Here is a 24060-nt window from a genome sequence, read left to right as displayed (position 1 = left end):
TTATTTTTTTTAACATCAAACTTTTAACATGAAAGGTTTAAAAACATCAGCTTTGCTAATTCTAATTGGGTTGGCAACGGCAACTATGGCACAAAAAAAAGCTAATGAAACTGGTGATGATACACCTTGCCCTTTACCAAAATACAAAAAAGGACAAACTTCTGCCGATGTTAACCGGGAAACCATGGAATACATAATGTGTAAACAGGCAAAGGAGCAAAGAAAAAAAGAGAAAAAGGTGCAAATGAACAAAGATAGAGATATAGAAAACCAACGCCTTAAGCAGGAAAGAGAAGATGAAAAGAAAAAACGATTAGAAGAAAGAAGTGAAAACGAACGATTAGCAAGAGAGGCAAATAGCAATACGCCAAGCAGACCTTCGCCACAGCGAAACGACCCACAAAAAGCTGCAGCACAAAGAGCTCGAGAAGAGAGGATAAGACTTGCCAGAGAACGTGCTGCTGAAGAAAGAAGGAAAAAACGAGAAGCTGAGGGAAATTAATTAAACCATATCTAAATTCTTGATAATGAAAAATCTTATCTCGATTTTTGCTGCAAGTATTCTGTTAACGAGCTGTACCATCCTAAAAAACGGCATCAGCTATGCTGGCGAAGAAGGTATTTTTGCAAAACACTATAACCAATACCCTACCGAGTACAGAAAAGTAGCCTACGGCGAACCGAATTTTGAACTAGGTATTGAGTTTCGTCCGCATAAAAATGGGCGGATTAGAGGTATTCGCATCAAAAACCCACAAACGGGAAATTTGCGCTTATCGTTATGGGACGCTGATGAGAAAAAACTATTAAACACTTATACTTACAACAATGGCGACCCGAGAAAATACAATTTTGGCTACTTCCAAATACCAGTGCAAGCTAATAAAACCTATTGCCTAACCATTAATGTTCGAGAGTATTATTACCATGTGTTAACATTCGATAAACTGGCTTTAACATTACCTGAAATTACCTTAAACAGCAGTGTTTATGCCGAAGGTATATATCAGCGCTTTCCGGAGTTTAGGGTTGATAATGTGATACACGGCTTAATGGATTTAGATTTTGAATGGGAAGTGAAATAAGATTTTTTGGAGCGCAATTTTTGTGCTTTGCTACAGCGTTAGTCCCACTTTACGCTATATTCCCGAAGAAAAATCGGGAGATACCGCTTCAATTGGGGCTAAAAACTTAGGCTTTTGCTAGGCAAAACCCCTCATTTTGCAAAAAAAAGAAGTAAAATAAACCCAATTGCAATGAAAATCCTTTTTTGCAAACCTCGCAGGTTTTTAAAACCTACGAGGTTTAATAACAAAAAAGATTGTAACGGAAAGCCTGCCTTCGGTAGGCAGGTGGGGCTACCGTAACCGATGCCCCACTGAAATTGATTTGCTTATTACTTTACTAACGCTTTAAGATTGCTTCGTTCCTCGCAATGACGAGTTGGTCTACTCTACCGAAGCTCTAAACATTAAAGCTCCAACAGTTAAATTAGTGCGACTGTCAATCAAAATTGCAGAGCCATTTGCCCGATTATCATCATATAAATCGAAAGCCAAAGCATCGGCTGTTTTAACAATTACACGACCAATATCGTTCAACTTAAATTCATCAGCCGGGTGTTTTTCCATTGTATTAATATCAACCTTGTGCAAAATTTCGCTTATTTTACATTTAGTGGTTTTGCTATTGTGCTGTATCAAATACATAATCGAAGTATCTAAAGCCCGGCCATCCATCCAGCATAAATCGGCTTCAATTAGCTTAGTTTCTTGTGGCAAAGCCGATGCATTTACAATAGTGTCGCCGCGACTAATATCTACGTCATCTTTTAAATGGATAATAACCGATTGACCTGCATGTGCGGCATCAAGCGTTTGGTCGAAAAACTCGATTTTTTCAACGGTAGAGCTTGCACCCGAGGGCAAAACCGTAATCTTATCGTTTAAATTGAATGTTCCGCTCAAAACCCGACCAGCATAACCACGATAATCATGTAATTCATCTGTTTGAGGACGAATTACCCATTGCACAGGCATACGTGCCAACTGCGATTTATCTAAATTATCGGTATCAACCTGCTCTAAAAAATGTAATAAGCTTTCGCCTCTATACCAGTCCATTCGCTCAGAATTTTGCACAATGTTATCGCCTTTTAAAGCGCTAACAGGTATATAATTTACATCGATAAGGTTTAAGTTTTGGGCCAGAGCTTTGTATTTATCTTTTATAGAATTAAAAACCGTTTCGCTGTAATCCATCATATCCATTTTGTTTACCGCAACCACAACATGCTTAATTCCTAATAGGGAAACCAAATACGAATGGCGAATGGTTTGCTCCACTACCCCATTTCTGGCATCGACTAAAATAATGGCTAAATTAGCAGTAGATGCTCCGGTAACCATGTTTCTGGTATATTGAATGTGCCCCGGTGTATCGGCTATAATAAATTTCCGCTTATCAGTTTGAAAGTATTTGTAAGCTACATCGATAGTAATACCTTGCTCACGTTCGGCTCTTAAACCATCAGTTAAAATGGCTAAATCTATTGTTCCATCGTCGTTTTTACGGTTAGAATTTTGTAAAGCCTCCAACTGGTCGGCTAAAATAGAATTTGTATCATATAACAAACGGCCAATGAGGGTGCTTTTACCGTCATCTACACTGCCCGCTGTAAAAAATTTTAGTATGTTCATGTTTTTAGTATTGAGATATGAGTATCAAGTATCAAGACTTTGCAAGCCTATCATTAATACTGCTAGTTTTTTAGTTTTTCAATTTGAGTTAATTATAAGCGTGTATCAACTCTTGATACTTGATACTCGCTACTTGATACTCCTTTAAAAATATCCCCCCTTTTTTCTGTCTTCCATTGCGGCTTCAGAAACTTTATCGTCTAAACGAGCTCCACGTTCAGAGATTTTAGATTCGCTGATTTCCTGAATAATGTCATCAATCAAATCAGCATTAGATTCTACCGCAGCGGTACAAGACATATCGCCAACAGTACGGAAACGAACTTTTTTACTTACCACAACATCTTCATCATCCATATTTAAAAAAGGAGATGCCGCCATTAACTGACCGTTTCTTGTAATACAATCTCGTTGATGCGCAAAATAAATACTTGGCAAAGCGATGTTTTCGCGGCGAATGTAATTCCAAACGTCAAGCTCGGTCCAGTTGCTGATTGGAAAAACCCTCACATTTTCGCCTTTATGAATTTTACCATTGTAAATGTTCCATAGTTCTGGTCGTTGGCGTTTTGGATCCCACTGCCCAAACTCATCACGTACAGAAAAAATTCGTTCCTTCGCTCTCGCTTTTTCCTCGTCCCTTCTGGCACCGCCGATGCATGCATCAAATTTATGTTCTAAAATAGTATCTAAAAGCGTAACGGTTTGTAAAGCATTTCTACTTGCGTTTTTGCCTGTTTGTTCAATTACTTTTCCTTCGTCAATAGATTTTTGTACCGAACCGATAATCAGTTTTTCACCAATTCTAGCAACCATTTCATCACGGTATTGAATGGTTTCTTCAAAATTATGTCCAGTATCAATATGTACCAATGGAAAAGGAAATTTCCCTGGTCTAAAGGCTTTTTCAGCCAGTCGCACCAATGTAATGGAATCCTTTCCGCCAGAAAACAGCAAAGCTGGTTTCTCGAATTGGCCAGCCACTTCACGCAAGATGTGAATGGCTTCTGCTTCTAATTCATCTAAATAATCAAAATTGTATTCGCTCATTTGTAAATGTTGTAATGTTTTAAAGTTGGAATGTTGTAAAGTTGAGTAGCATCATTCCATACATTTCTATTTCTAAGCCTCAACCTATCAATGTTCGGGCTTTGGCTTGTTTTGTGCTTTCCCTCTCCTTGAAGAGAGGGAACAAAGTTTTTGCGTTCTTACTATCACGGTTTAAAACCTTTATCTGTTAACTCCCTTTCCTCAAGGAGAGGGATGTGCTGAAGTGCTTATAAGCAGCTCCTTTCAAAGGGTGAGGTTTTCGCTTTGGTTTTCAGCCATGGTTCGTGTCCTCAAGAACCATTTAATTATCAAGCCTATCGCTTTAAGATTGCTTCGTTCCTCGCAATGACGATTGGACTAAACTCTTCGATTTGGTCTCGATTACCCTCCGCCGTCATCCTTCACATCCTCAACCTCTGTCGAGTGCAAGCCGCATTCTTTTTTACTTTGGTCTTCCCACCACCATCTGCCGGCTCTAAAATCTTCGCCAGGTTGCACCGCTCTTGTACATGGGGCACAGCCAATGCTAGGGAAACCTTTATCATGTAAAGTATTGTAAACGATGTTATTATCTTTAATGTAAGCCTTAACATCATCTAAAGTCCAATCGAAAATCGGATGGAATTTTATCAATTGATTACCTTCATCCCATTCTAAATCATTCATATCTTCTCGGTTTGCACTTTGTTCTGCCCTAATTCCCGTAACCCAAATTTCATTGCCAGTCAATGCTCTTTTTAAAGGTTCAATTTTGCGTATGTAGCAACATTCCTTTCTGTTTTCGACCGATTCGTAGAAACTATTCGGGCCTTTGGTATTAACCATGTCTTGCAACAATTCATTTTTTGGATAGTATGCATAAATTGGTTTGTTGTAAACCTCCAGTGTGCGGTTCCAAACGTAGTAGGTTTCAGGGAAAAGTCTGCCTGTTTCTAAGGTAAAAACCTTTATTGGAATGTTGTTTTCAAAAATCAAATGCGTAATCGCCTGGTCTTCCCAACCAAAACTGGTCGAAAATATAATTTTACCGGCATATTTATCTGCCAGATATTTCAACTTATTTACGGTTGTTAGTCCCTGAAGTTCTGTTTTTAAGCTCTCTACTCCCATCACTAAATCAATTTTAAAATAAATAAAATTACACTTCGTAGGCTTACAATCATTACGATGAAACCTACGGCAACCATAATGGTTTTTGCTGATATTTTATTTGAAACCCTGGCCGCAATTGGCGATGCAATCGCACTACCAATAATTAATCCTAATACGGCTTCCCAATACTTGCCACCCAACATTGTAAAAAAAGTTAAAGAGCTTAATGTTGCAATAAAAAACCTGCTAATTTTAACCGTACCCAAAGAAAACAAAGGGTGCCGACCGCCAGCAATTAGACTAGATAAAACAATTGAGCCCCATCCGCCACCGAAAGCGGCATCAATAAAACCACCAACAAAACCTAAAAAACCAATTTTCTTGATTTTTTCATTTCCCTTTTTTCTTTTGATGTTGAAAGCTTTCATCAAAATAACACCGCCTAAAAACAAAGTGTAAATGCCAACTATAGGTTTTACATAAGCGCTGTAATGCTCTAAAGACGATAAAATGTAAGCACCGAGAACCGCACCAACAATTGCCGGAATAATTAATATTTTAAATAATTTCCAGTTTACATTGCCCATTCGGTAATGCATCCATCCTGCAATACCATTACTTAAAACTTCAGAAATATGAATGGCCATACTTGCAGATGCAGGTGGCAAACCCATGGCTAATGAAAATGAAGCTGTTGTTACCCCGTACGACATACCGATTGCGCCATCTATAAGCGCAAATAAAAATCCGGCACCTAAAAACCAGTAAAATAATGGATCGATGTGGATTAAGAAGCTTTGAAACTCTGGTTCTGTATTCCATAAGGTTAAACCAATTGAACCGATTAACAAAACAGCCGCTACCCAAATTAGCCACTTAATGTTACGTTCTGAAAAACTTTTTTTAGGATTGATTAAGCTTTGCGTAACCTTGTTAAGCTTTTTTACTTTCGCCGAAAAATCGCCGTTTAAAGTTTGGCGCAATGCACTCATGTTTTGTAAAGTTTCATCCAGCTCTGCCGGAATTCCCTCATTCAAAATCTGTTTTAATCGCTTTGCGATGGTTGGGGATTTACCATTTGTAGAAATAGCAATCTTTAAGTCGCCTTTCTGAACAATTGAGCCTAAATAGAAATCGCATAAATCCGGCTTATCGGCTACGTTAATCAGCAAACCTTTTTCATGCGTTACCGCTCTAATTTCTTCGTTTAAAATATCGTTATTGGTCGCAGCAAAAACAATATCAATGTCTTGCAAATCAGAAACATCAAAACTTTTCTGCTTCACTTTTATAAGCGGATATTTTGATACAAGCGAGTAAACTTCTGCCGAAACATTTTCTGCAACAATTGTTATTTTAGCCTGATGACTGTTATTTACAATTGCCGTTAGTTTTTCGTAACCAATATTTCCTGCACCAATTAATAATGTACGCAGCTTATTCAGTTTTATAAAAACCGGAAAAAGCTGATTACCTTTCTCTTCTTCAGAAAAAGTTTGCTCATTATTAGGTTGATTAGGCAATACTTGCATATTGTTTTACTAAATTTTTAAACGATGGATGTAAAGAAACCACTTCTCCAAAAATTAATAATGCCGGTGCTTTAATCTGTTCAATTTTCACTAAAGTTTCTATAGTTTCAACCATACCAACAACTAATTTTTCATCTGATGATGAACCATTTTGAACCACCGCAGCCGGCAAATTATGTTTACCCGCAGCCTTAAAAATTTCTACAATTTTAGAGAGCTTTTTTAAACCCATTAAAATTAAAACCGTAGCATTTGATTCTGCAGCCTGGTAAATATCATTGGAAACTTCGCCAGATGTTGTTGTACCTGTAATAACCCAAAAGCTTTCGCTTAAACCACGGTGTGTTACCGGAATTTGTTGTAAACCCGGAACGCCGATTGAGCTCGAAATACCTGGAATTACATCAACAGGGATACTATATGATGCCGCATAATCCAGCTCTTCATATCCTCTACCAAAAACAAAGGGGTCTCCGCCTTTTAAGCGTACAACATGCCCGTAATTTAAGGCGTAGTCAATCATCAATTTATTAATCGTATCCTGCGGATACGAATGCTCTCCGGAACGTTTTCCAACATATACTTTAATAGCATCAGCCGGAGCGTGTTCTAACAAGGCTTCATTTGTTAATGCATCATACAATACCACATCAGCAGCTTGTAAAGCTTTAACACCTTTTAAAGTCAGTAAATCCGGGTCGCCCGGACCAGCGCCTAAAAGCGTAATTTTTGATTCTTTATATTGATTTAACATATCTTTTTAATTATTGGATTTTGAAAGAATGAATTATGAAGGAATGAATGTTTGCTAGCGATTCTGCGAGTTCAATCATTCTATAATTCATTCACGCTATCATATCACTTTACCGCTCTTTTTTCTTTTATCTGATTTAAAAATGCATCAGCCTGATTAAAATAGCTTTGTGCAAATTCTGCAGATGGCTCATTTTTATTTATCTGTAAAACCAAATCCGAAAAATTGGTTGGCAAATTAAACTCGCCTGTTTCCACATAGTGATTATCAAATTCTCTGATTACTCCAACCTGCGTACTGCTATTTACACCTTTATCCAAAAGCAATGATTTCGCGGCACTAACGAAAGTTGAATAGGTATGATAAATTGCATCAGCGTAAGCGCCTTTATCTAAATTTTGCTTTGCCCAGCCAAACTTTTCATCAGCCTCTAAAAGTAAAGTAGCTACCAAATCGATAACCACACCTGCGCATTCGCCAACACCAATTGCCGTAACAAACTGCTCTACATGTCCCCAATCTACAAATTCCTCTTGCTTAAGGTTGGTTAAATCAGCCAATGGTTTTAATAGCTGATAAAAATGGTCTTTACCTTTCCTATCATAATATTGATGGAAGTTTTCGTTTTCTTCGTTATTTTCTTTAAAATCATTTAAAATGAAATGTAAAACGCTTGTTGCTCTTTTGGATGGCACCTTAATTACACGTTCTGCAACCCGGCCTAAACCATCTCCAACCGTACCACCACCAAGCATTACTTGCACAGCGGGTACAACTTTTCCTTCTGCTTTTACAGAGCTACCGTGGAAACCAATCTCTGCCAAGCCATGCTGACCGCATGAATTCATACAACCACTAATTTTTATTTTGATGTTTTTCTCGTAAATGAATTCCGGAAAATCGGTGTAGATTACATCTTCCAAAACTTCGGCTAAAGTCATTGAATTGGAAATACCCAAATTACAGGTATCCGTACCCGGGCAAGTGGTAATATCAGCCAAACTATCAAAACCAGCTGTTGTAAAACCAATTTTATTTAGAGCCGAATAGAGTGATGGCAAGGCTTCCGTACGAACAAATTTTAAAAGTAAACCCTGGTTCTGCGTTACTCTGATTTCATCGGCCACATAAGGCTTAATCGCATCAACAAAAGCTCTTGCCTTATCTGTTTTAATATCGCCAACCAGAACTTTTACGTAAACCGAATAGAAACCTTCTTGTTTTTGTGCTACAACATTCGTTGCGAACCAATGCTTATAATGTGTTTCATTTAAAATTTCAACATCTCCAAAATTTTGTATTGCTGGTAATTCTGGCTCGGGAACAGTATTTCTATCAATTATATAAGTTTTCACTTTATTCGCGATTCGCTCTTCGGCAACCAAACGTAAAACTTCTTCTAAGCCTAATTTTTGCACTAAATATTTTAAGCGTGCTTTATTTCTATTGGTTCTTTCGCCGTAACGGTCGAACACACGCAGCACAGATTCCGTAAAAGGAATCAATTGATCTTCGGGCAAAAACTCGTTTATCGCGTTAGCTAAAAATGGCTGAGCACCTAAGCCACCGGCGAATAAAACCTTAAAGCCACGTTCGCCATTTGGGTTAATTTTTGGTATAAAACCTAAGTCATGAATGTAACTGAACGCTGTATCTTTGTCGCTGGATGAGAAAGAAATCTTAATCTTTCTGCCCATTTCCTGGCAAATTGGGTTACGCAAAAAATACTTAAAAACCGCCTGGGCGTAAGGAGAAACATCAAAAGGCTCATCTTTATCAATACCCGAATTGGGCGACGCGGTTACATTACGTACGGTATTTCCGCAAGCCTCACGCAAGGTAATGTCGTCTTGTTCTAACTTTGCCCAAAGCTCTGGCGTTTTATCTAAACTCACATAATGTAACTGAATATCCTGGCGGGTTGTTAGGTGTAAATTGCCACTTCCATACTCATCAGCGATATCAGCAATCCGCAGCAATTGTTTAAAAGTTGCTTTTCCGAATGGCAATTTTATGCGAATCATTTGTACGCCTGGTTGCCTTTGTCCGTAAACGCCACGAGCCAAACGTAAGCTTCTAAATTTCTCATCGTGGATGGTTCCATCGCGAAAAGCTTTAATCTTATTCTCTAAATCAATAATGTCCTGTTCGACAATATTATTTTCGAGTTCTGTTCTGAAACTTTGCATATTGTGTTGTTAGCTTGATTCAAAAAATGCTTCTCATTTACCGAGAAGCATTTAAAATTTTATACATAAAACTATTTAATACCCTCTATTACATTGTTTTACAACAGCTGCACATTATTTGGATATAAAATAGATTAGATATAAAGTTCATGTTCATCCGTCAAATATATAAAGTATATAGGAATAGTAGTAATTTTTGTTAAAAAAATTGCTTATTCGTTGATAAATAAGCAAGTAAATCTTTAAATATTGTCTATATTTAGTTTCAAAGTATCTTCTCTGCCAATAACATCAGCAATGCTGGTTTCGCTTAAAACCTTTAAAGTAGCATCTCTTACATCAATAAAAGCACTTCTAATGCCGCAGGTTTTTTCATCAACGCATTCATCACACTTGTGATAAAAATTTAAGCTGGCACATGGAACCATTGCAATAGGCCCATCAGTAACACGCATAACCTGCACAAGCAGAATATCTTCTGGTTTTTTATTTAAACTGTAACCACCACCGGCACCTTTTTTACTGTACAAAAAGCCTGCATTGCGTAAATCAAGCAGAATTTGTTCTAAGAATTTTTTAGGGATATGCTCCTCCTCGGCAATTTTTGAAATTTGCATTGGTGGTTTTTCTACATTTTTACCAAGAGCAACCAGTGCTTTGATGGCATATTTAGTCTTTTTTGATAGCATATTCGTACAAAGCTAGTAAATTAAGTATAATTTTAAAATGTAATAAATCACCTTAAACCGGTCTAAATTAGGTGTTTGATTTTATATGATCAATTAATAGTAGCTTTGTAGGTTAAACTTTACAACGTGTTTAAAAAGATTAAAATACTAAACATCCGTAATAGAAAACTTAGTATTGAATCTAAGCTTTTTGCTGTGTTATGCCTTTGTGTTACAATTGTTTCATTGTTTTCAATTGTGATGAATGTAATATTGCAATTAGATTCGGTAATTAACCTTTCTATACTTTTTAACGTTGCTGTACATTTAACTTTTTACTATTTCGCAATAGCTGATAAGGTAAAAGAATCTGGTCGGTTCTGGTATTTTATTTTCAATTGCATAACAATGTTGCCGGCATGGTTCTTAAACGGCGGCTCAACAGGTTCAACACCAATTTTTTTGATATTTTATTTGAGCATTGCGATGCTATCATTATCAAAAAAATACAGATTAAAATTTATTATAACCTTTTTTAGCATTGCAATTAGCTGTGTAGTTATAGAAATTTTTTACCCAAACTTTGTAATTCAGTACCCGAACGAACAAGCCCGAAAGCTTGACATACTTTTCGCATTCCTCAACATGTCGTTCATGATGATATTTATGCTGGTAGTTTACCGAAAAGTAACAGAATACGAACGATTTTTACTACTTAAAAGTAAGCAACGTTTAGAAACATCACAACAAGAATTAATTATAACAAAAGAGGAAGCTGAAGCGGCAACGAAGGCAAAATCGAAGTTTTTAACCAACATGAGCCACGAAATCAGAACTCCATTAAATGGAATTATTGGCGCAGCGGAGTTACTAAAACTTACAAAACTTGATGAGGAACAATTACAACTGTTAAATACACTACAGGCTAGTAATAGTATAATGGTTGATATTGTAAACGATCTTCTGGACATCTCCCGCATCGAGGCAAACAAAATGGATGTACACAAAAGTCCTTTCGAAATCCGGAAATCAATTGCAGATATTGAAAACATCGTTCATCCTTTAATTATCAAGAATAAAAATCTAAAATACAAATTCAATATCGACAGTAATTTACCCAAGATTGCAGAAATGATGGGCGGTCATATTTATGCCTCAAGTAAAAAAGGTGAAGGTTCTGTTTTCACTTTCAAAATCCCTTATGAAGCGCATTTATTTAATCCGGAGATAGTTAAAAATTTAAAACATGATGCAAAAACTAACTTTCCTGTAGCGGGAATGAACATTTTAATTGCTGAAGACAATGTTTTTAATCAGATTATAACTTCCAAAATGCTTCAAAAATCGGGCTATAAATATTCGGTAGCCAATAATGGTTTAGAGGCGGTTAAAAAAATTGAAGATGAATATTTTAATATAATTTTGATGGATATGCAAATGCCAGAGATGGATGGAATTTCTGCAACACGAAAAATATTAGAAACATATCAACATAAAAACGAAGCTGCACCAATCATAATTGGCTGTAGTGCAAACGCCATGGAAGAAGATAAACGCGAATGTTTAAACGCTGGCATGAAAGATTTTATTGCCAAACCATTTACTTTTGATGATTTAAAGGGCATGATGTTTAAGTGGACCAAAAGCTAAATCTCTTTAATCAAATTTTAGTCAAAAAAAGCAGAACGCTGTAATTTATTTACCTTTTTGTAATCTTTAGATTTACTTTACCTGGTAATATAAATTTAAAGATGAAAAGAAAAATAAATCTTCTTCCCTTCATAATTTTCTCCATCCTGTTTCTCTTATTAAACGGCTACATTTTAAGTGGTCTGGCTGTTGTAGTGAGTGCTAAAATATTAATCCCAATATTTTGGTTTATCATTTTGGCTTTAAGCATATCTATCATTGTGGCAATAAGAAGAATGCGAAGTAAAGGCGTGGATAAGTTTTTTACGATAGCTTCCCATTCCTTTTTAATTCTTTTTGTTGCTGAATTAATCTTCGCAGTTTTTCTTTTGGTGGGCGATATTTATAGATTTTTTATTGGAATGGCCAGCAATTTTGAGCCCGAGGGTTTCCATTGGATTAATAGAAGCCCAAACTGGATTAGTTTTGCGCTGATTATGTTCGCATTAACGATAGTAATGTTTATTTATGGAATTACAAGAGGTAAATATGCTTACAGAGTAATTAAACATACATTATATTTTGATGATTTGCCCCAGGCATTTGATGGTTTTACGCTTACGCAGATATCTGACGTACATGCAGGAAGTTTTACCAAACCAGATCAGGTGCAAAAAGGGATAGATTTAATCAATAAGCAAAAAAGTGATTTATTTGTGTTTACAGGAGATTTGGTGAATAACGCGGCATCAGAAATTAAACCATACCTTAACCATTTTTCTCAAATAAAAGCCCCTTATGGACAATACTCTGTTCTAGGCAACCACGATTATGGCGACTATATTAAATGGCCATCTGAAAGTGATAAAATTAAAAATTTGCAACAATTAAAAAATTATCATGCAGAATTAGGTTTTAAACTTTTATTAGATGAACACATTGAACTTCACAAAAACGGCGAAAAAATTATTCTTTCAGGTGTAGAAAACTGGGGTATTGGTTTTGGAGAACGTGGTGATTTAAAAAAATCGCTTCAAAACACAAATGAAAAAGATTTTAAGATTCTGCTATCTCACGATCCAACGCATTGGGAAGCTCAGGTAAAAAATAATCCATCGAAAATTCAATTAACGCTTGCTGGGCATACGCATGGCATGCAATTCGGAATTGAAGCTTTAGGCATTAAATGGAGCCCGGTAAAATACAGATATAAACATTGGGCAGGTTTAAAATCAGAAAACGGACGATTTTTAAACATTAACCGAGGCTTTGGCTTTATTGGTTTTTCTGGCAGGATTGGCATCTGGCCAGAAATTACGGTTATCGAGCTCAAAAGAAAAGCATCCTAAAATTATCGGTCAGAAATTCTATCTTACATAAAACAAATTTTATGAAGGTTTTACTCGTATTGCTTTTAAGTTCTTTCTTTTTTCAGAAACCTTCTATCGAAACAGATAAAGGTAGATGGAAGCCTTATTATACAGATGTTGCGCCAAATAATGTTGCAGATAACTGGGTTTTACCATTTGAAAGCAATAATAGAAAAAGCATAGGTTCGATTAAAATTATAAGCATCTTTGGCGATCATAGAGATAGTTTTTTTAAAGGACATATTCACACTGCCATTGATATTAACCCTTCTAAGCCAAAAGGAAAATTAATAAACGTTTTTGCAATGGCAAATGGCGTTGTTTGCTCCATTCATTTAGGCGAAAATCAAAAAACAGTTGTTGTTAAACACCAATTAAAAAACGGACAAACCTTGTTTACAAGCTATAAACACCTAAAAGAAGTATATGTAAACCTTGGTCAACAGGTTAATATTAACACAAAACTTGCCAGGCTTTTTACTAAAGAAGAAAGCAAAAAATATGGTGGCGATTACCATCATCTTCATCTGGAGATACGGAAAAAGTTTGATGATTATGGTTGCGCTAGTTGGTTAACAATGAATAAAGAACAGCTTAACCTGCGTTTTTATAATCCGCAAATCTTTATTAAAGAGCATTTGAAATAAGCTATTAATCTTAATTTAGCGATCAAGAAAATTATATTCCTATTCCATCAATAATTATAAAATGAGCAACATAGATTTAACAAATCGTTACGATAATATGTCTTTTCGCAGAAGCGGAAAAAGTGGTTTAAAACTTCCAGAATTATCATTAGGATTATGGCATAACTTTGGGCATGTTAATTTACTTGAAAACAGTAAAAAATTAATAGCAACGGCCTTTAGTAAAGGGATAACACATTTCGATTTAGCAAATAATTATGGTCCGCCGCCAGGCTCTGCAGAAGAAAATTTCGGTAAAATTTTACATGATAATTTTAAAAGCTACCGCGATGAAATGATAATATCATCAAAAGCAGGCTACACTATGTGGGATGGCCCATACGGAGATTGGGGTTCAAAGAAATATTTGGTTTCAAGCCTTGATCAAAGCTTAAAAAGGATGAAACTGGATTATGTTGATATATTTTATCACCACAGACCAGATCCTGAAACGCCATTAGAAGAAACGATGGCAGCCCTAAATTTAATTGTGCAGCAAGGTAAGGCACTATATGTTGGCATTTCAAATTATCAGGCAGATGAAGCTTCAAGAGCCTTTAAAATTTTGAAACATATGGGTACGCCTTGTGTCATTCATCAACCAAAATATTCGATGTTTGAACGTTGGGTAGAAAATGGTTTATTAGATGTTTTAGAGGAAAATGGCGTTGGCTGTATTCCGTTTTCGCCTTTGGCGCAAGGTTTATTAACAGATAAATACCTACATGGCATTCCATCAGATTCTAGAGTTGCAACAAGTGGCGTTTTCCTGAATGAAAATAACTTAACTCCTGAAATTTTAAGCAAAATTGCTAAACTAAATGATGTTGCCAAAGCACGCGGACAAAAGCTGGCACACATGGCCATTGCATGGTTATTAAAAGATAATCGGGTAACTTCAGTTTTAATTGGCGCCAGTAAAACAGAACAGATAACAGATTCTTTAAAAGCTTTAGAAAACACAAAGTTTAGTGCGGATGAATTAAATATTATCGACCAGATCTTATCAGGAAAATAAAGTTTTTGAAACTTATCATATTAAATGTTGTTTCCATAATGAGACATAACCAAGTATATGATAAATCAAAAATTTGCATTAAATCCGAACGATATCTACATCGCTATCGCAGAGGAAAAAGATCAAAATTATTGGGCAGACAGATTAGGCGTGAGTATTGAAACCTTAAAATCGGCGATTAGAGCATGCAGAAGTACTGTTTACGCTAACGTAAAATCATATTTAAAAGCAGTTGGGAAATTATCTGACTAATTCTATCAAACACACAAAAAGGGGATAAGTTTAACGTTTATCCCCTTTTTTTTAGTGCTCTTCCTCATCCGGAAATTCTTCTTTTAACTTAGCAGTAACTTTATCTATCGTTAGTTCTGTTTTTTTCAATGCTTCGGGCAATGAAGAGCCATCTAAACCTTCTTTTCCAATAGTTTCTATGTCCCTTATTACTTTTTGCAGCGAGCTGATATTCAAATTATCAATACTTGGTTTTATTTTGTGGGCAATAGCACCCATTTGATGAAAATCATTATCATGGTAAGCATCAATCATTTCCTTTACTGATAATGGTGTTTGTTCGCAGAACATATCAACCATCTTTTTAACAAAAGCCTCACGGCCTTTACTTATTTGCCTTAAAGTAGACAAATCATATAAAGCAGTTTCAGGTTCCTCTTCCATTATTTCCATATTTGACACATTACCATCATCTTGTTTAATCCATTTATCAATCGTTTTTAAAAAATCTTCCTCATTTATTGGCTTAGTGATGTAATCGTTCATTCCCATAGATAAACATTTTTCTTTCTCGCCTTTAATTGCCGATGCAGTTAAAGCAATAATTGGAATGTTGTTACCCAATTTACGGATTTTTCGAGTAGTTTCGTAACCATTCATTACAGGCATCTGGATATCCATCAATATCACATCGAAAGTTTCTTTCTCGATCATATCTAAGGCAATCTCTCCATTCTCGGCAACCATAACCGTAGCTCCATAATCTAAAAGCAAAATCGAAGCAACCAGTCTATTTAAATCATTATCATCAGTAACCAAAACTTTTCTGCCTAATAAAAAGTCTTCGCTAAAGGTTGTTTCGGCTTTTTCTGGTACATCATCAGATTTACCTTTTGGAAATTCGATTACAAATGAGATTGTTGTACCTACACCTTTAACACTATCTACAAAAATTTCGCCTCCCATTTGCTCAATTAATTCTTTGCAAATGCTCATGCCTAAACCTGTACCACCATATTTACGGCTAACAGACTCATATTCCTGACTAAATTTCTCGAATAAGTGTTTAACAAATGATGCCTCCATGCCTATACCTGTATCTACAACAGAAACATGGATTACCTGCGAGTTCGGTTTATCGGCAATAACTCTACATATCAAATCTACTGAGCCTTTTTCTGTAAATTTCACAGCATTTGTCATTAAATTTAATAATACCTGATTTAAGCGGTAAGGATCGCCGATTAAAACTTTAGCTATGCTACCATCAAAATGATAATTATTTAAATCTAAGCCCTTCTCTTCGCCCTTATGCGTTATAACCTGCATAGCGTTATGCAATACATCAATCAGGTTAAAACCAATATTTTCGAGGCTGAGTTTTCCTGCATCAATTTTAGAAAGATCTAATACATCATTAATAATGACTAATAAATTTTTCGATGCCGTGTGAATCGTTTCTAGATAAAATTCTTGTTGAGGCTCGAGATTTGTTTTAGCTAGCTGATTTGCCATACTCATAATGGCATTCATTGGCGTTCTAATTTCGTGGCTCATATTCGCCAGGAAAGTTTCTTTAGACTGGGCAGATTGCTCTGCTTCTACCCTCGCATCAACTAACTCTAACTCCTGGTTCTTTTTATCCGTGATATCTAAGTGAATACCGATTGAACCAGCAAGCTCAGCTTTATCATTGTACCTTGGTGCACCGCTACTTAACCACCATTTTTTATTGCCTTGTTTATCTACGGTTTCGATTTCATAAGCATCTGCAAGGCCTTTTTCAATGCTTCTCCATTTATCTTTTTCGCTTTCAGATTTTCCTTCCGGAAGAAACAAATCTTCAGCACTTTTACCAATTAGTTCTGGCATTGCGTAGCCACTCATATAGCAAAAACTATTGTTAGCATAAGTTATGTGGCCATCATTATCAATTTCTAGCAAGCCAAGCTTCATATTAGCCAAAATGCTTCTATATTTCTCCTCGTTTATTCTTAACGATTCCTCAACGCCTTTACGTTCGGTAATATCAGACATAAATCCTGTAAATACCTTGGCGCCATTATCGGGGTCGGTGTATGAATAAGATGAGTGAACAGCATACCAGCGAGGATTAGACCCGGGAATGGTTATCTCTGTTTCATCATAAAAAGGCTCTAGCGTATTTCTGCTATGTTGCTGTTTCGTATTAATTCTATCCTGATCCTTTGGAGTTATATACTTGTGGTTCCAAAAATCATCTGCAGTTATGCCAAACACACGCTCAATTGCCGGGCTAATGTATCGTAAGCCATCTGTTCCATCTTCACGGTATTCGTACTCATAAATTACACCCGGAATGTTTTCAGAAAGCGATTTAAATTGCTTAACCCTTTGTTCAAGTTCTTGTTCGGTTCTTTTAATGGGGGTTATATCTGTATGCGTACCAACTACACGAAGTGGCCTTCCATTTTCATCTTTTTCGATAACAACACCACGGTCCAAAACCCATTTAATTTCGCCGTTTTTATGCAAAATTCGATATTCTTCATTATGGGCATCAATCCTACCACGACGATACTTTTTAAAATTTTCGACTAAAAGATGAAAATCATCTTTATGCACTCTATCCCACCAGTTCGATTCGCTTTCTTCGAGTTCATTATTTGTGTAGCCCCAAAAATCGTTATTGGTTTTGGAGAAAAATGTTTTACCGGTAATAAAATCATGTTCCCAAACATTTCCAATTTTTTCTAAAGCTAATCTAAACCTGTTTTCTGATTCTTTTAAGTTTTCTTGTGCATCCTTCTCAACTGTTATATCTTCAATCAATGCAAAAAAGCCTGTAACTTTGCCTTGCTGATCATGAATAGGTTGTCCTTTAATCCTAGCCCAATAAGGTTTCCCGAATTTTGAATAATTGTAAATATCTGCATTAAATGATGCTCCTTTTGATACCTGTCCATTTAAATAATTTAAGGTAGCCTGACTGGTTGCTGGTCCATGCAAAAGATATTCAGGCTTTCTGCCAATGGCTTCATCGAAAGAATATCCCGTCATATTGGTAAAACTTTGATTAACCCAAGTAATCAAATCATTTCCATCGGTTATAATTACGGTGTTAGTATTTACTTCGGCAATTTGAGATAAGATTAAAAGTTGTTCTCTTTGATTTTTGGTTGTAAATTTAACCTCACTATCAGTTGGTATAGAATCATTTATAGAATTTCCGGTAAATAATAAAGAATTATTTTCTCCAAGTTCTAAATAACCATTGATCGTTTTATTTAAATTAAAAATAGATTTTACATTCAACAACTGATTTGTAAACGATTTTAAATTCTCAAAACTGAAACCCTGAAGGTTTTTATCATTAATAATAAAATTTTGTACGAATGACTGACCTATAAGATTTTGATTTATAGCAGCTAGTTCTACACCACATTCCTCTATAATTAAAGCATTATTGATAACGATATGATAAGGAAATAACCTGTTGAGTTGAGCTTTGTTAAATGAAAAAAGAGATGAAGTCATGCTTGTCAACAATATTTGTTTGAGCGTTATAAAAAAGGGCGTGATATTAATTAATTTGATAAGATGATTTAACTTTCCTTAACAAAAGATTAAATATATGGCTTTAAAAATTAAAAAATTACGCAATCCATAATTTTTACAATGCAATTAGTGCGCCAAGATTCATTTTTGGGCTTTCATCTAAAAATTTAAAAATAATTGCTTTAAAATGCGCTTTAGAGATTCTGTAATTGGATTTTCGTCAAAAAAAAAAAAAAAGGAAAATATTACATCTTAAATGAATTGGTAATTACTTATGATTTAGTTAATATTGCATAGAAATATCATCCCGTATATTCCTAAAAACTATAGTCCCTTATAAAATAGTTTATCTATCCTTATTTCGGTGGTACGTAGTGATTTGAGTATTGTTGCATGTGTTGATATTATCACCATAAAGAAGATTAACTAAAACAAATAAAAAATACAACTATTCAATCTAGGTTAAAGCTACAATCCATTTCACAAAGCCTTTGTAAATCAATATTTTACGGTTTTATAAAAATTAGCTTTAAAAATTAATCATAAATAATAAAAACCTAATTCACAGTTTTTACGTTATAAACACTGAAGTTTTAAACTATACAAACCAAAAATGATTTTATCAGGTTCTCGGACAATAAAAATACTAATTGTTGAAGATGACGTTTTTATGCAGGCAATATTGGAGGAGATTTTGAATTCCACTTACGAAATCGAAACCAGATCCAATGGTATGGACGCTTTAGCATACATGCAAAATGGAAACATTCCTGATTTAATAATAGCTGATTTGAATACCCCAAAACTTAATGGTTTAGAACTAATAGAACAAGTAAAAGTTAGTGATTTCTTTAATTCTGTACCCATTTTAATTTTATCTGGCGAAGAAAGTTCTGATAAAAGAATTAAATGCCTTGATGCCGGCGCAGATGATTTTGTTGTTAAACCATTTAATCCGGCAGAATTAGAAGCGAGAATTAGGGTTGTTTTAAGAAGAATGGGTAAGCTGAGTGCATAAAAATATGTCTGAAGGAATTTACGCTCAACCAGGAAAACCCATAATTGCTTTAATTGGTTTCGAAAATAATTTCGAAGACCTTTTTGCAAATTGTAATTTTGGTGAAAAAGAAACTATTCATTTCGATAACGGAATGAAAATGGCAACAGCCTGGCACGACCAAAATTTAAATATAACTGCAATTATTTCTTACAGTGAGATTATGGCACCAGCCGGATTAGCACTTGTAGAAACCCTAAAGAAAAAAGATTTACCTGTTGTACCATTTTTTCTTGTAGTTAATTACTTCAATCCAAATCTTCGAAAATTAGCACTAACCGCCGGTATTTCTGATGTATTTAGAATTCCCTTAAAAGTTAACAGAATAGAAAAACGTATTAATTTTCTTATCGATAACTGGAACGAATTAAAGGACAGTATTAAATCTGATGTTCCACCGATAAAAAATATTGGCTTTGCAAAACGCGTATTTGATGTGTTTTTTGCAAGCATGGCCCTATTCTTCCTATCGCCCCTGTTTTTAATTATTTATATATTAATAAAGTTAGAATCAAAAGGCCCGGTATTTTATTATTCGCTTAGAGCTGGTACAGGTTTTAGGGTTTTTAAGTTTTACAAATTCCGGTCGATGTTTGTAAACGCAGACCAGCGAATTAAAGATTTAAAGCATTTAAATCAATATAATATAGATTCTGCATCAAAAGTTGATGAAAATGCTTCCATTAAGGAGAGTTTGTGTAATCAATGTGCGGCTGAAGGTAAATGTCAATATCCTTTGTACGCAGACAATATGCAATGGTGTGAAAAGGATTTTAAATATTCAAAACAGGCCAATTCTGGTTCTGCCTTTTTCAAAATCAAAAACGACCCAAGGATAACTAAAGTTGGAAATTTTATCAGAAATACAAGTATTGATGAACTCCCGCAGCTTTGGAATGTGATAATTGGTGATATGAGTATTGTTGGAAACAGACCTTTGCCACTTTACGAGGCAGAAAAGTTAACTACAGACAAGTATGTGCTTCGTTTTGCAGCTCCGGCCGGAATTACCGGTTTATGGCAAGTAGAAAAGCGTGGTAAAGGTGAAATGAGTGAAGATGAACGTTTAATGCTTGATAATACTTATGCCCAGCAACAGAGTTTTAAAAATGATATTAAACTCATTTTTAAAACCATCCCCGCATTATTCCAAAAAGAAAACGTTTAGTTTATTCGTCGATGGCCAAATGAACATCTATGGCCACAAGTCCCGCATCAGTTAATTCAATATCGAATTTTACTTTAGCGCCTTTTATATTATAGAAGAAATTATCGCCTAGCTTAAAAGGAATTTCCTGGTCATTTTCGTCTGTAATTATACCAGAACCATCGTTATTAATTGATGTGATTTTACCTTCTCTAAGCATCGGGACTTTAGTGTGTATTTTTATGAATATTAAGTTGGCAATAATATAAAATATTGTATAATTAATTCGTATGATTTAAAATACAATTCACAACTTTTTTGAATAAAAAAAGCAGGATTAAAATCCTGCTTAAACCAAACCAACCTATACTAAACATTATTTTTTTAACACTTTAAATTCTGTTCGCCTATTTTTTGCTCTTCCGTCGGGATTATCCTTACCATTTCTAAATTTATTTGGGGCAATAGGAACACTTTCTCCATAACCTTTATAACTCAATCTGTTTTCTGCGATGTTTTTGCTAACCAGATAATTAAGGCATGACTTAGCTCTACGCTCAGATAAATCCTGATTATATGCATCAGTGCCAACATCATCGGTATGTGCACCTAATTCAATTTCCATTTCCGGATTATCTTCCATAATAGCTACTAAAGCATCGAGTGTTTTTTGAGATGATGGTGTTAGTTCTGCACTATTAAACTCATAATATATATTTTCGAGAACTATCGGAACATTGATTTTAAAAGAATTAACACAATAATCCATTTGCATTAATGTATCAGCTTTGGCTACTTCCTCATAACTATAGCTTTTGCTTAGTGAAAAATAATTATCCTTTGAAAGGTTTAATTTTATTGGCCGGCGGCTATCTATCTTAAATTCATACTTACCAGATTTATCTGTAATAATTGCCTTCTCTCCATCCAAATCCATCATTTTTACAGAAACACCATCAAGTGGCTTTTTCGTTTTACAATCGCTGATGATGCCTTCAATACTAATAAACTCACGTTTTACTTCAAAAATTTCTAAGCAACAAGCCGATTCCCTATCCGAACTGATGTAGCCTCTGCTTGCATCAGCATTTATTGGTGTGAAATATAAATCATCTTTAGAGGAGTTAAATGGATAACCTAAATTTACCGGCTTAGTCCAGTTTATAAAATCACCTTCAGATTCAAAAAAATCAAATCCGCCAAAGCCTATTCTTCCATCGCTACTAAAGAAAAGTTTCTTCGTTAATAGGTTATAGTATGGTGCTTTTTCATCATCTTCAGTATTAATTTGCGGTCCTAAATTAACCGGCTGCCCAACGGAACCATCAGTTCTGATAGATGCATACCACAAATCGTATTTTCCAAAGCCTCCACTCCTGTCCGAAGAAAACACAAGAAATTTACCATCAGAAGTAACAAATGGTTGAGCAGAATTGAAATCCTTATCATTTATTTGTAAACCTAATGATGTTGGAGCGAGCCATTTGTTATCAACTTTTTTAGATTGGTATATGGCATATTTCTCTTTCTCTTTCCAGGCAGTAAAATAGGCTACGTTTCCTTCGGGATTAAAACTTATTGCAGCTGTTTCCATATCTTTCGGCAAATTTAAATCGAGCATCTTCACAGCAATTTCACTCGCACTTAAATTATCTTTAACAACATAAATATTATTGATAAAAGGGTTTGCTTTAGTAGTCACTACGGTTTCACCTTTAACCGCTTTAATAACTTCTGGCTTGCCTGCAACTGCAATAGGCCTTGATGAGGTGTAGTAAAAGTTATCAGCAGTTTTAACCGCAGCATAGTTAGAGCCCAAACCATTAACTTTCTCGGGCACTTTATTAATTTGCATCATGCGAGGATAACGCATTTCTTTGATAGCAAACCTGCACGAAAGTATCTCTAAATTTGCAGTTTTAACCAAATCATCGCCTTTGTTTTTTGCAATAAACTGCTCGAATGCCGATATTGCTTCAGGAAATTTTTTATTTGTCCGCAAGCATTCTGCATAGTAAAATAATGCGTTTTTATATTTAGGCTTTCCAAATGTGCTTGCAACAGCATAGTATTTTTCTGCTTCTAAAAAATTTCTGTATAGCCTGCTAGATTCTGCCAAGTTAAATAAAGAACCTTCATAATCTTCAATCAGGTTTTCCTTTATATTTTGCTTGCTTTCACTGGTGTAGGGCATCACAATTTGCGAGCTATCTGAAGTAATTTTCAAAGCCTTTTTATAAAATGTTGATGCTGCGTAATAATCCTTGTTTTGGAAATATGCATCTGCAACCTTTTTATAATTAACTACATATTGTGCATTTGCCGTTATGTAATTCAGGAAAATAATTATTGGGATGATTAATTTTTTCATATTTACTTATAAACGAGGACAAAAAAAGTTTGGACCAATAATTCCGTTTCTGCCAATTAATGAAATGGATAATTCTAAACCACCATTACTATTCGAAGCCCGTTGAAAATTGGAAGTATTAACATCGTAACTCAATCCAAAAACCATATTTTTAAATTGTAAGCCAACAAAAGCGATTGCGGCATCCTTAATACGGTAGTTTCCACCAAAAAGAATGTTGGCTTCTTGATTTAACATAAGCTGGCCATAACCACCTAAAGAAATCTCGCAGGTATTACCCTGATACATGAATAAAGCATTCGGCACCACATCAAAAATTTCGGTTGCTCTTATCCTTGCGCCACCATGTGCAGTAAAACGAATTGGTGTGCGCATACTATTGCCCGAGAAACGCTCAACCGGGCGATTTAAATGAGCCGCACTGGCACCGGCGAAGACGTTTACATTTTGGTTTGGATTTCCATCAAAATACATAATACCCGCATTTATATCTGGTACGAATGATGAAGTTGAAGCAAATGTTTCTCCGCTCATCATTCCACCATCATAACCGCCAATTGGATTGAACTGGTTACCAAAACGGGCTTGAGAAAAATCAAAACTTCGGTTTACAAAACCAGCCTGCAAACCAAAACTTATCATTTGCAAACCCTCTAAACCGAAACGTAAACGATAGGAACCCGATACTAATGCGCTTAAATAATTGAAGTCTAATTCGCCAGCTCTTTGGTTAATAATTGTTGCGCCAAAGGCGAAGTTTTTAGTTGGCGCAACATCAAATGAAGCGCCCCCTGTTAAAAAAGAGTTTGATAGCGCACCCCATTGCTGCTTAAAATTAACAGACGCACGGTAATCGCCATCAATAACACCTGTTAAAGCTGGATTTAGCCAAAGCGGATAAGCATAGTATTGTGAGAAATGAGGATCTACCTGTGCATTCATCTTTAAAGACAAACTGCACAGCGTAAAAACAATAATATATAATTTAATCTGAGAGAATATTTTCATGGTATCTAAATTTTAACTGTGC

General features: G+C 35.3%; 20 protein-coding genes. 9 read left to right on the top strand and 11 right to left on the bottom strand.

Annotated elements, in window-relative coordinates; translation table 11 throughout:
- Nucleotides 1-28 precede the first annotated feature (28 nt).
- On the top strand, nucleotides 29-502 hold the full coding sequence (locus tag LUA86_RS13690; RefSeq protein WP_231463647.1) for a hypothetical protein: 474 nt from the start codon (nucleotides 29-31) through the stop codon (nucleotides 500-502).
- 25 nt (nucleotides 503-527) lie between these two features.
- Nucleotides 528-1085 (top strand): DUF4082 domain-containing protein, encoded by a 558-nt coding sequence (locus LUA86_RS13685; RefSeq protein ID WP_231463644.1) that lies wholly within the window; start codon nucleotides 528-530, stop codon nucleotides 1083-1085.
- A 363-nt stretch (nucleotides 1086-1448) separates the two neighbouring features.
- On the opposite strand, the gene LUA86_RS13680 is transcribed toward LUA86_RS13685, so the two are convergent.
- From LUA86_RS13680 to LUA86_RS13650, 7 genes are all read right to left on the bottom strand, one after another.
- Nucleotides 1449-2699, bottom strand: a complete 1251-nt coding sequence (locus tag LUA86_RS13680) for a sulfate adenylyltransferase subunit 1 (RefSeq protein WP_231463642.1) — start codon at nucleotides 2697-2699, stop codon at nucleotides 1449-1451.
- A gap of 144 nt (nucleotides 2700-2843) precedes the next feature.
- On the bottom strand, nucleotides 2844-3749 hold the full coding sequence (gene cysD, locus LUA86_RS13675; protein ID WP_231463640.1) for a sulfate adenylyltransferase subunit CysD: 906 nt from the start codon (nucleotides 3747-3749) through the stop codon (nucleotides 2844-2846).
- A gap of 381 nt (nucleotides 3750-4130) precedes the next feature.
- On the bottom strand, nucleotides 4131-4859 hold the full coding sequence (locus LUA86_RS13670) for a phosphoadenylyl-sulfate reductase (RefSeq protein WP_231463638.1): 729 nt from the start codon (nucleotides 4857-4859) through the stop codon (nucleotides 4131-4133).
- Between the two features lie 2 nt (nucleotides 4860-4861).
- Nucleotides 4862-6373 carry a TSUP family transporter gene (locus LUA86_RS13665; RefSeq protein WP_231463636.1) on the bottom strand — a complete coding sequence of 504 codons (1512 nt, stop codon included), beginning with the start codon at nucleotides 6371-6373 and terminating at the stop codon, nucleotides 4862-4864.
- Nucleotides 6357-7127: a uroporphyrinogen-III C-methyltransferase gene (gene cobA / locus LUA86_RS13660; protein ID WP_231463634.1), complete on the bottom strand. Its 771-nt coding sequence runs from the start codon at nucleotides 7125-7127 to the stop codon at nucleotides 6357-6359. Before cobA ends, LUA86_RS13665 begins: the two co-directional genes overlap by 17 nt.
- A 104-nt stretch (nucleotides 7128-7231) precedes the next feature.
- Nucleotides 7232-9316, bottom strand: a complete 2085-nt coding sequence (locus LUA86_RS13655) for a HEPN domain-containing protein (RefSeq protein WP_231463633.1) — start codon at nucleotides 9314-9316, stop codon at nucleotides 7232-7234.
- Nucleotides 9317-9558: 242 nt separating this feature from the next.
- On the bottom strand, nucleotides 9559-10005 hold the full coding sequence (locus LUA86_RS13650; RefSeq protein ID WP_231463631.1) for an Rrf2 family transcriptional regulator: 447 nt from the start codon (nucleotides 10003-10005) through the stop codon (nucleotides 9559-9561).
- A 240-nt stretch (nucleotides 10006-10245) separates the two neighbouring features.
- Between LUA86_RS13650 and LUA86_RS13645 the strand changes: the two genes are divergently transcribed.
- The 5 genes from LUA86_RS13645 (at nucleotide 10246) to LUA86_RS13625 (ending at nucleotide 14939) form a co-directional block, all read left to right on the top strand.
- The gene (locus LUA86_RS13645) at nucleotides 10246-11634 is read left to right on the top strand and encodes a response regulator (RefSeq protein ID WP_231463630.1); all 1389 of its coding nucleotides are present in this window, start codon (nucleotides 10246-10248) and stop codon (nucleotides 11632-11634) included.
- A 101-nt stretch (nucleotides 11635-11735) separates the two neighbouring features.
- Nucleotides 11736-12962 carry a metallophosphoesterase gene (locus LUA86_RS13640; protein WP_231463628.1) on the top strand — a complete coding sequence of 409 codons (1227 nt, stop codon included), beginning with the start codon at nucleotides 11736-11738 and terminating at the stop codon, nucleotides 12960-12962.
- 41 nt (nucleotides 12963-13003) lie between these two features.
- Complete coding sequence (locus LUA86_RS13635) at nucleotides 13004-13630, top strand: M23 family metallopeptidase (protein ID WP_231463626.1); 627 nt, start codon at nucleotides 13004-13006, stop codon at nucleotides 13628-13630.
- 61 nt (nucleotides 13631-13691) lie between these two features.
- The gene (mgrA, locus tag LUA86_RS13630; protein ID WP_231463624.1) at nucleotides 13692-14687 is read left to right on the top strand and encodes an L-glyceraldehyde 3-phosphate reductase; all 996 of its coding nucleotides are present in this window, start codon (nucleotides 13692-13694) and stop codon (nucleotides 14685-14687) included.
- A gap of 57 nt (nucleotides 14688-14744) precedes the next feature.
- Entirely contained in the window at nucleotides 14745-14939 is a 195-nt protein-coding gene (locus LUA86_RS13625; protein WP_231463621.1) for a DUF3606 domain-containing protein, read from the top strand.
- A gap of 51 nt (nucleotides 14940-14990) precedes the next feature.
- Here the strand turns inward: LUA86_RS13625 and LUA86_RS13620 are convergent, their stop codons facing one another.
- Complete coding sequence (locus LUA86_RS13620; RefSeq protein ID WP_231463618.1) at nucleotides 14991-18434, bottom strand: PAS domain S-box protein; 3444 nt, start codon at nucleotides 18432-18434, stop codon at nucleotides 14991-14993.
- Nucleotides 18435-19068: 634 nt separating this feature from the next.
- Between LUA86_RS13620 and LUA86_RS13615 the strand changes: the two genes are divergently transcribed.
- Both LUA86_RS13615 and LUA86_RS13610 read left to right on the top strand, forming a co-directional pair.
- Nucleotides 19069-19473 carry a response regulator transcription factor gene (locus LUA86_RS13615; protein ID WP_231463616.1) on the top strand — a complete coding sequence of 135 codons (405 nt, stop codon included), beginning with the start codon at nucleotides 19069-19071 and terminating at the stop codon, nucleotides 19471-19473.
- A 4-nt stretch (nucleotides 19474-19477) separates the two neighbouring features.
- Nucleotides 19478-20680 (top strand): sugar transferase, encoded by a 1203-nt coding sequence (locus LUA86_RS13610; protein WP_304622664.1) that lies wholly within the window; start codon nucleotides 19478-19480, stop codon nucleotides 20678-20680.
- A 1-nt stretch (nucleotide 20681) separates the two neighbouring features.
- Here the strand turns inward: LUA86_RS13610 and LUA86_RS13605 are convergent, their stop codons facing one another.
- From LUA86_RS13605 to LUA86_RS13595, 3 genes are all read right to left on the bottom strand, one after another.
- Entirely contained in the window at nucleotides 20682-20879 is a 198-nt protein-coding gene (locus LUA86_RS13605) for a hypothetical protein (RefSeq protein WP_231463614.1), read from the bottom strand.
- Between the two features lie 156 nt (nucleotides 20880-21035).
- Entirely contained in the window at nucleotides 21036-23030 is a 1995-nt protein-coding gene (locus tag LUA86_RS13600; protein ID WP_231463612.1) for an OmpA family protein, read from the bottom strand.
- Between the two features lie 6 nt (nucleotides 23031-23036).
- Nucleotides 23037-24038 carry a PorP/SprF family type IX secretion system membrane protein gene (locus tag LUA86_RS13595; protein WP_231463611.1) on the bottom strand — a complete coding sequence of 334 codons (1002 nt, stop codon included), beginning with the start codon at nucleotides 24036-24038 and terminating at the stop codon, nucleotides 23037-23039.
- Nucleotides 24039-24060 lie beyond the last annotated feature (22 nt).

The organism is Pedobacter sp. Leaf132, from assembly GCF_920984695.1.
Classification (GTDB): Bacteria; Bacteroidota; Bacteroidia; order Sphingobacteriales; family Sphingobacteriaceae; genus Pedobacter.
The sequence above is the reverse complement of the archived record's forward strand: the minus strand, read 5'-3'. Positions and strand labels throughout refer to the sequence as shown.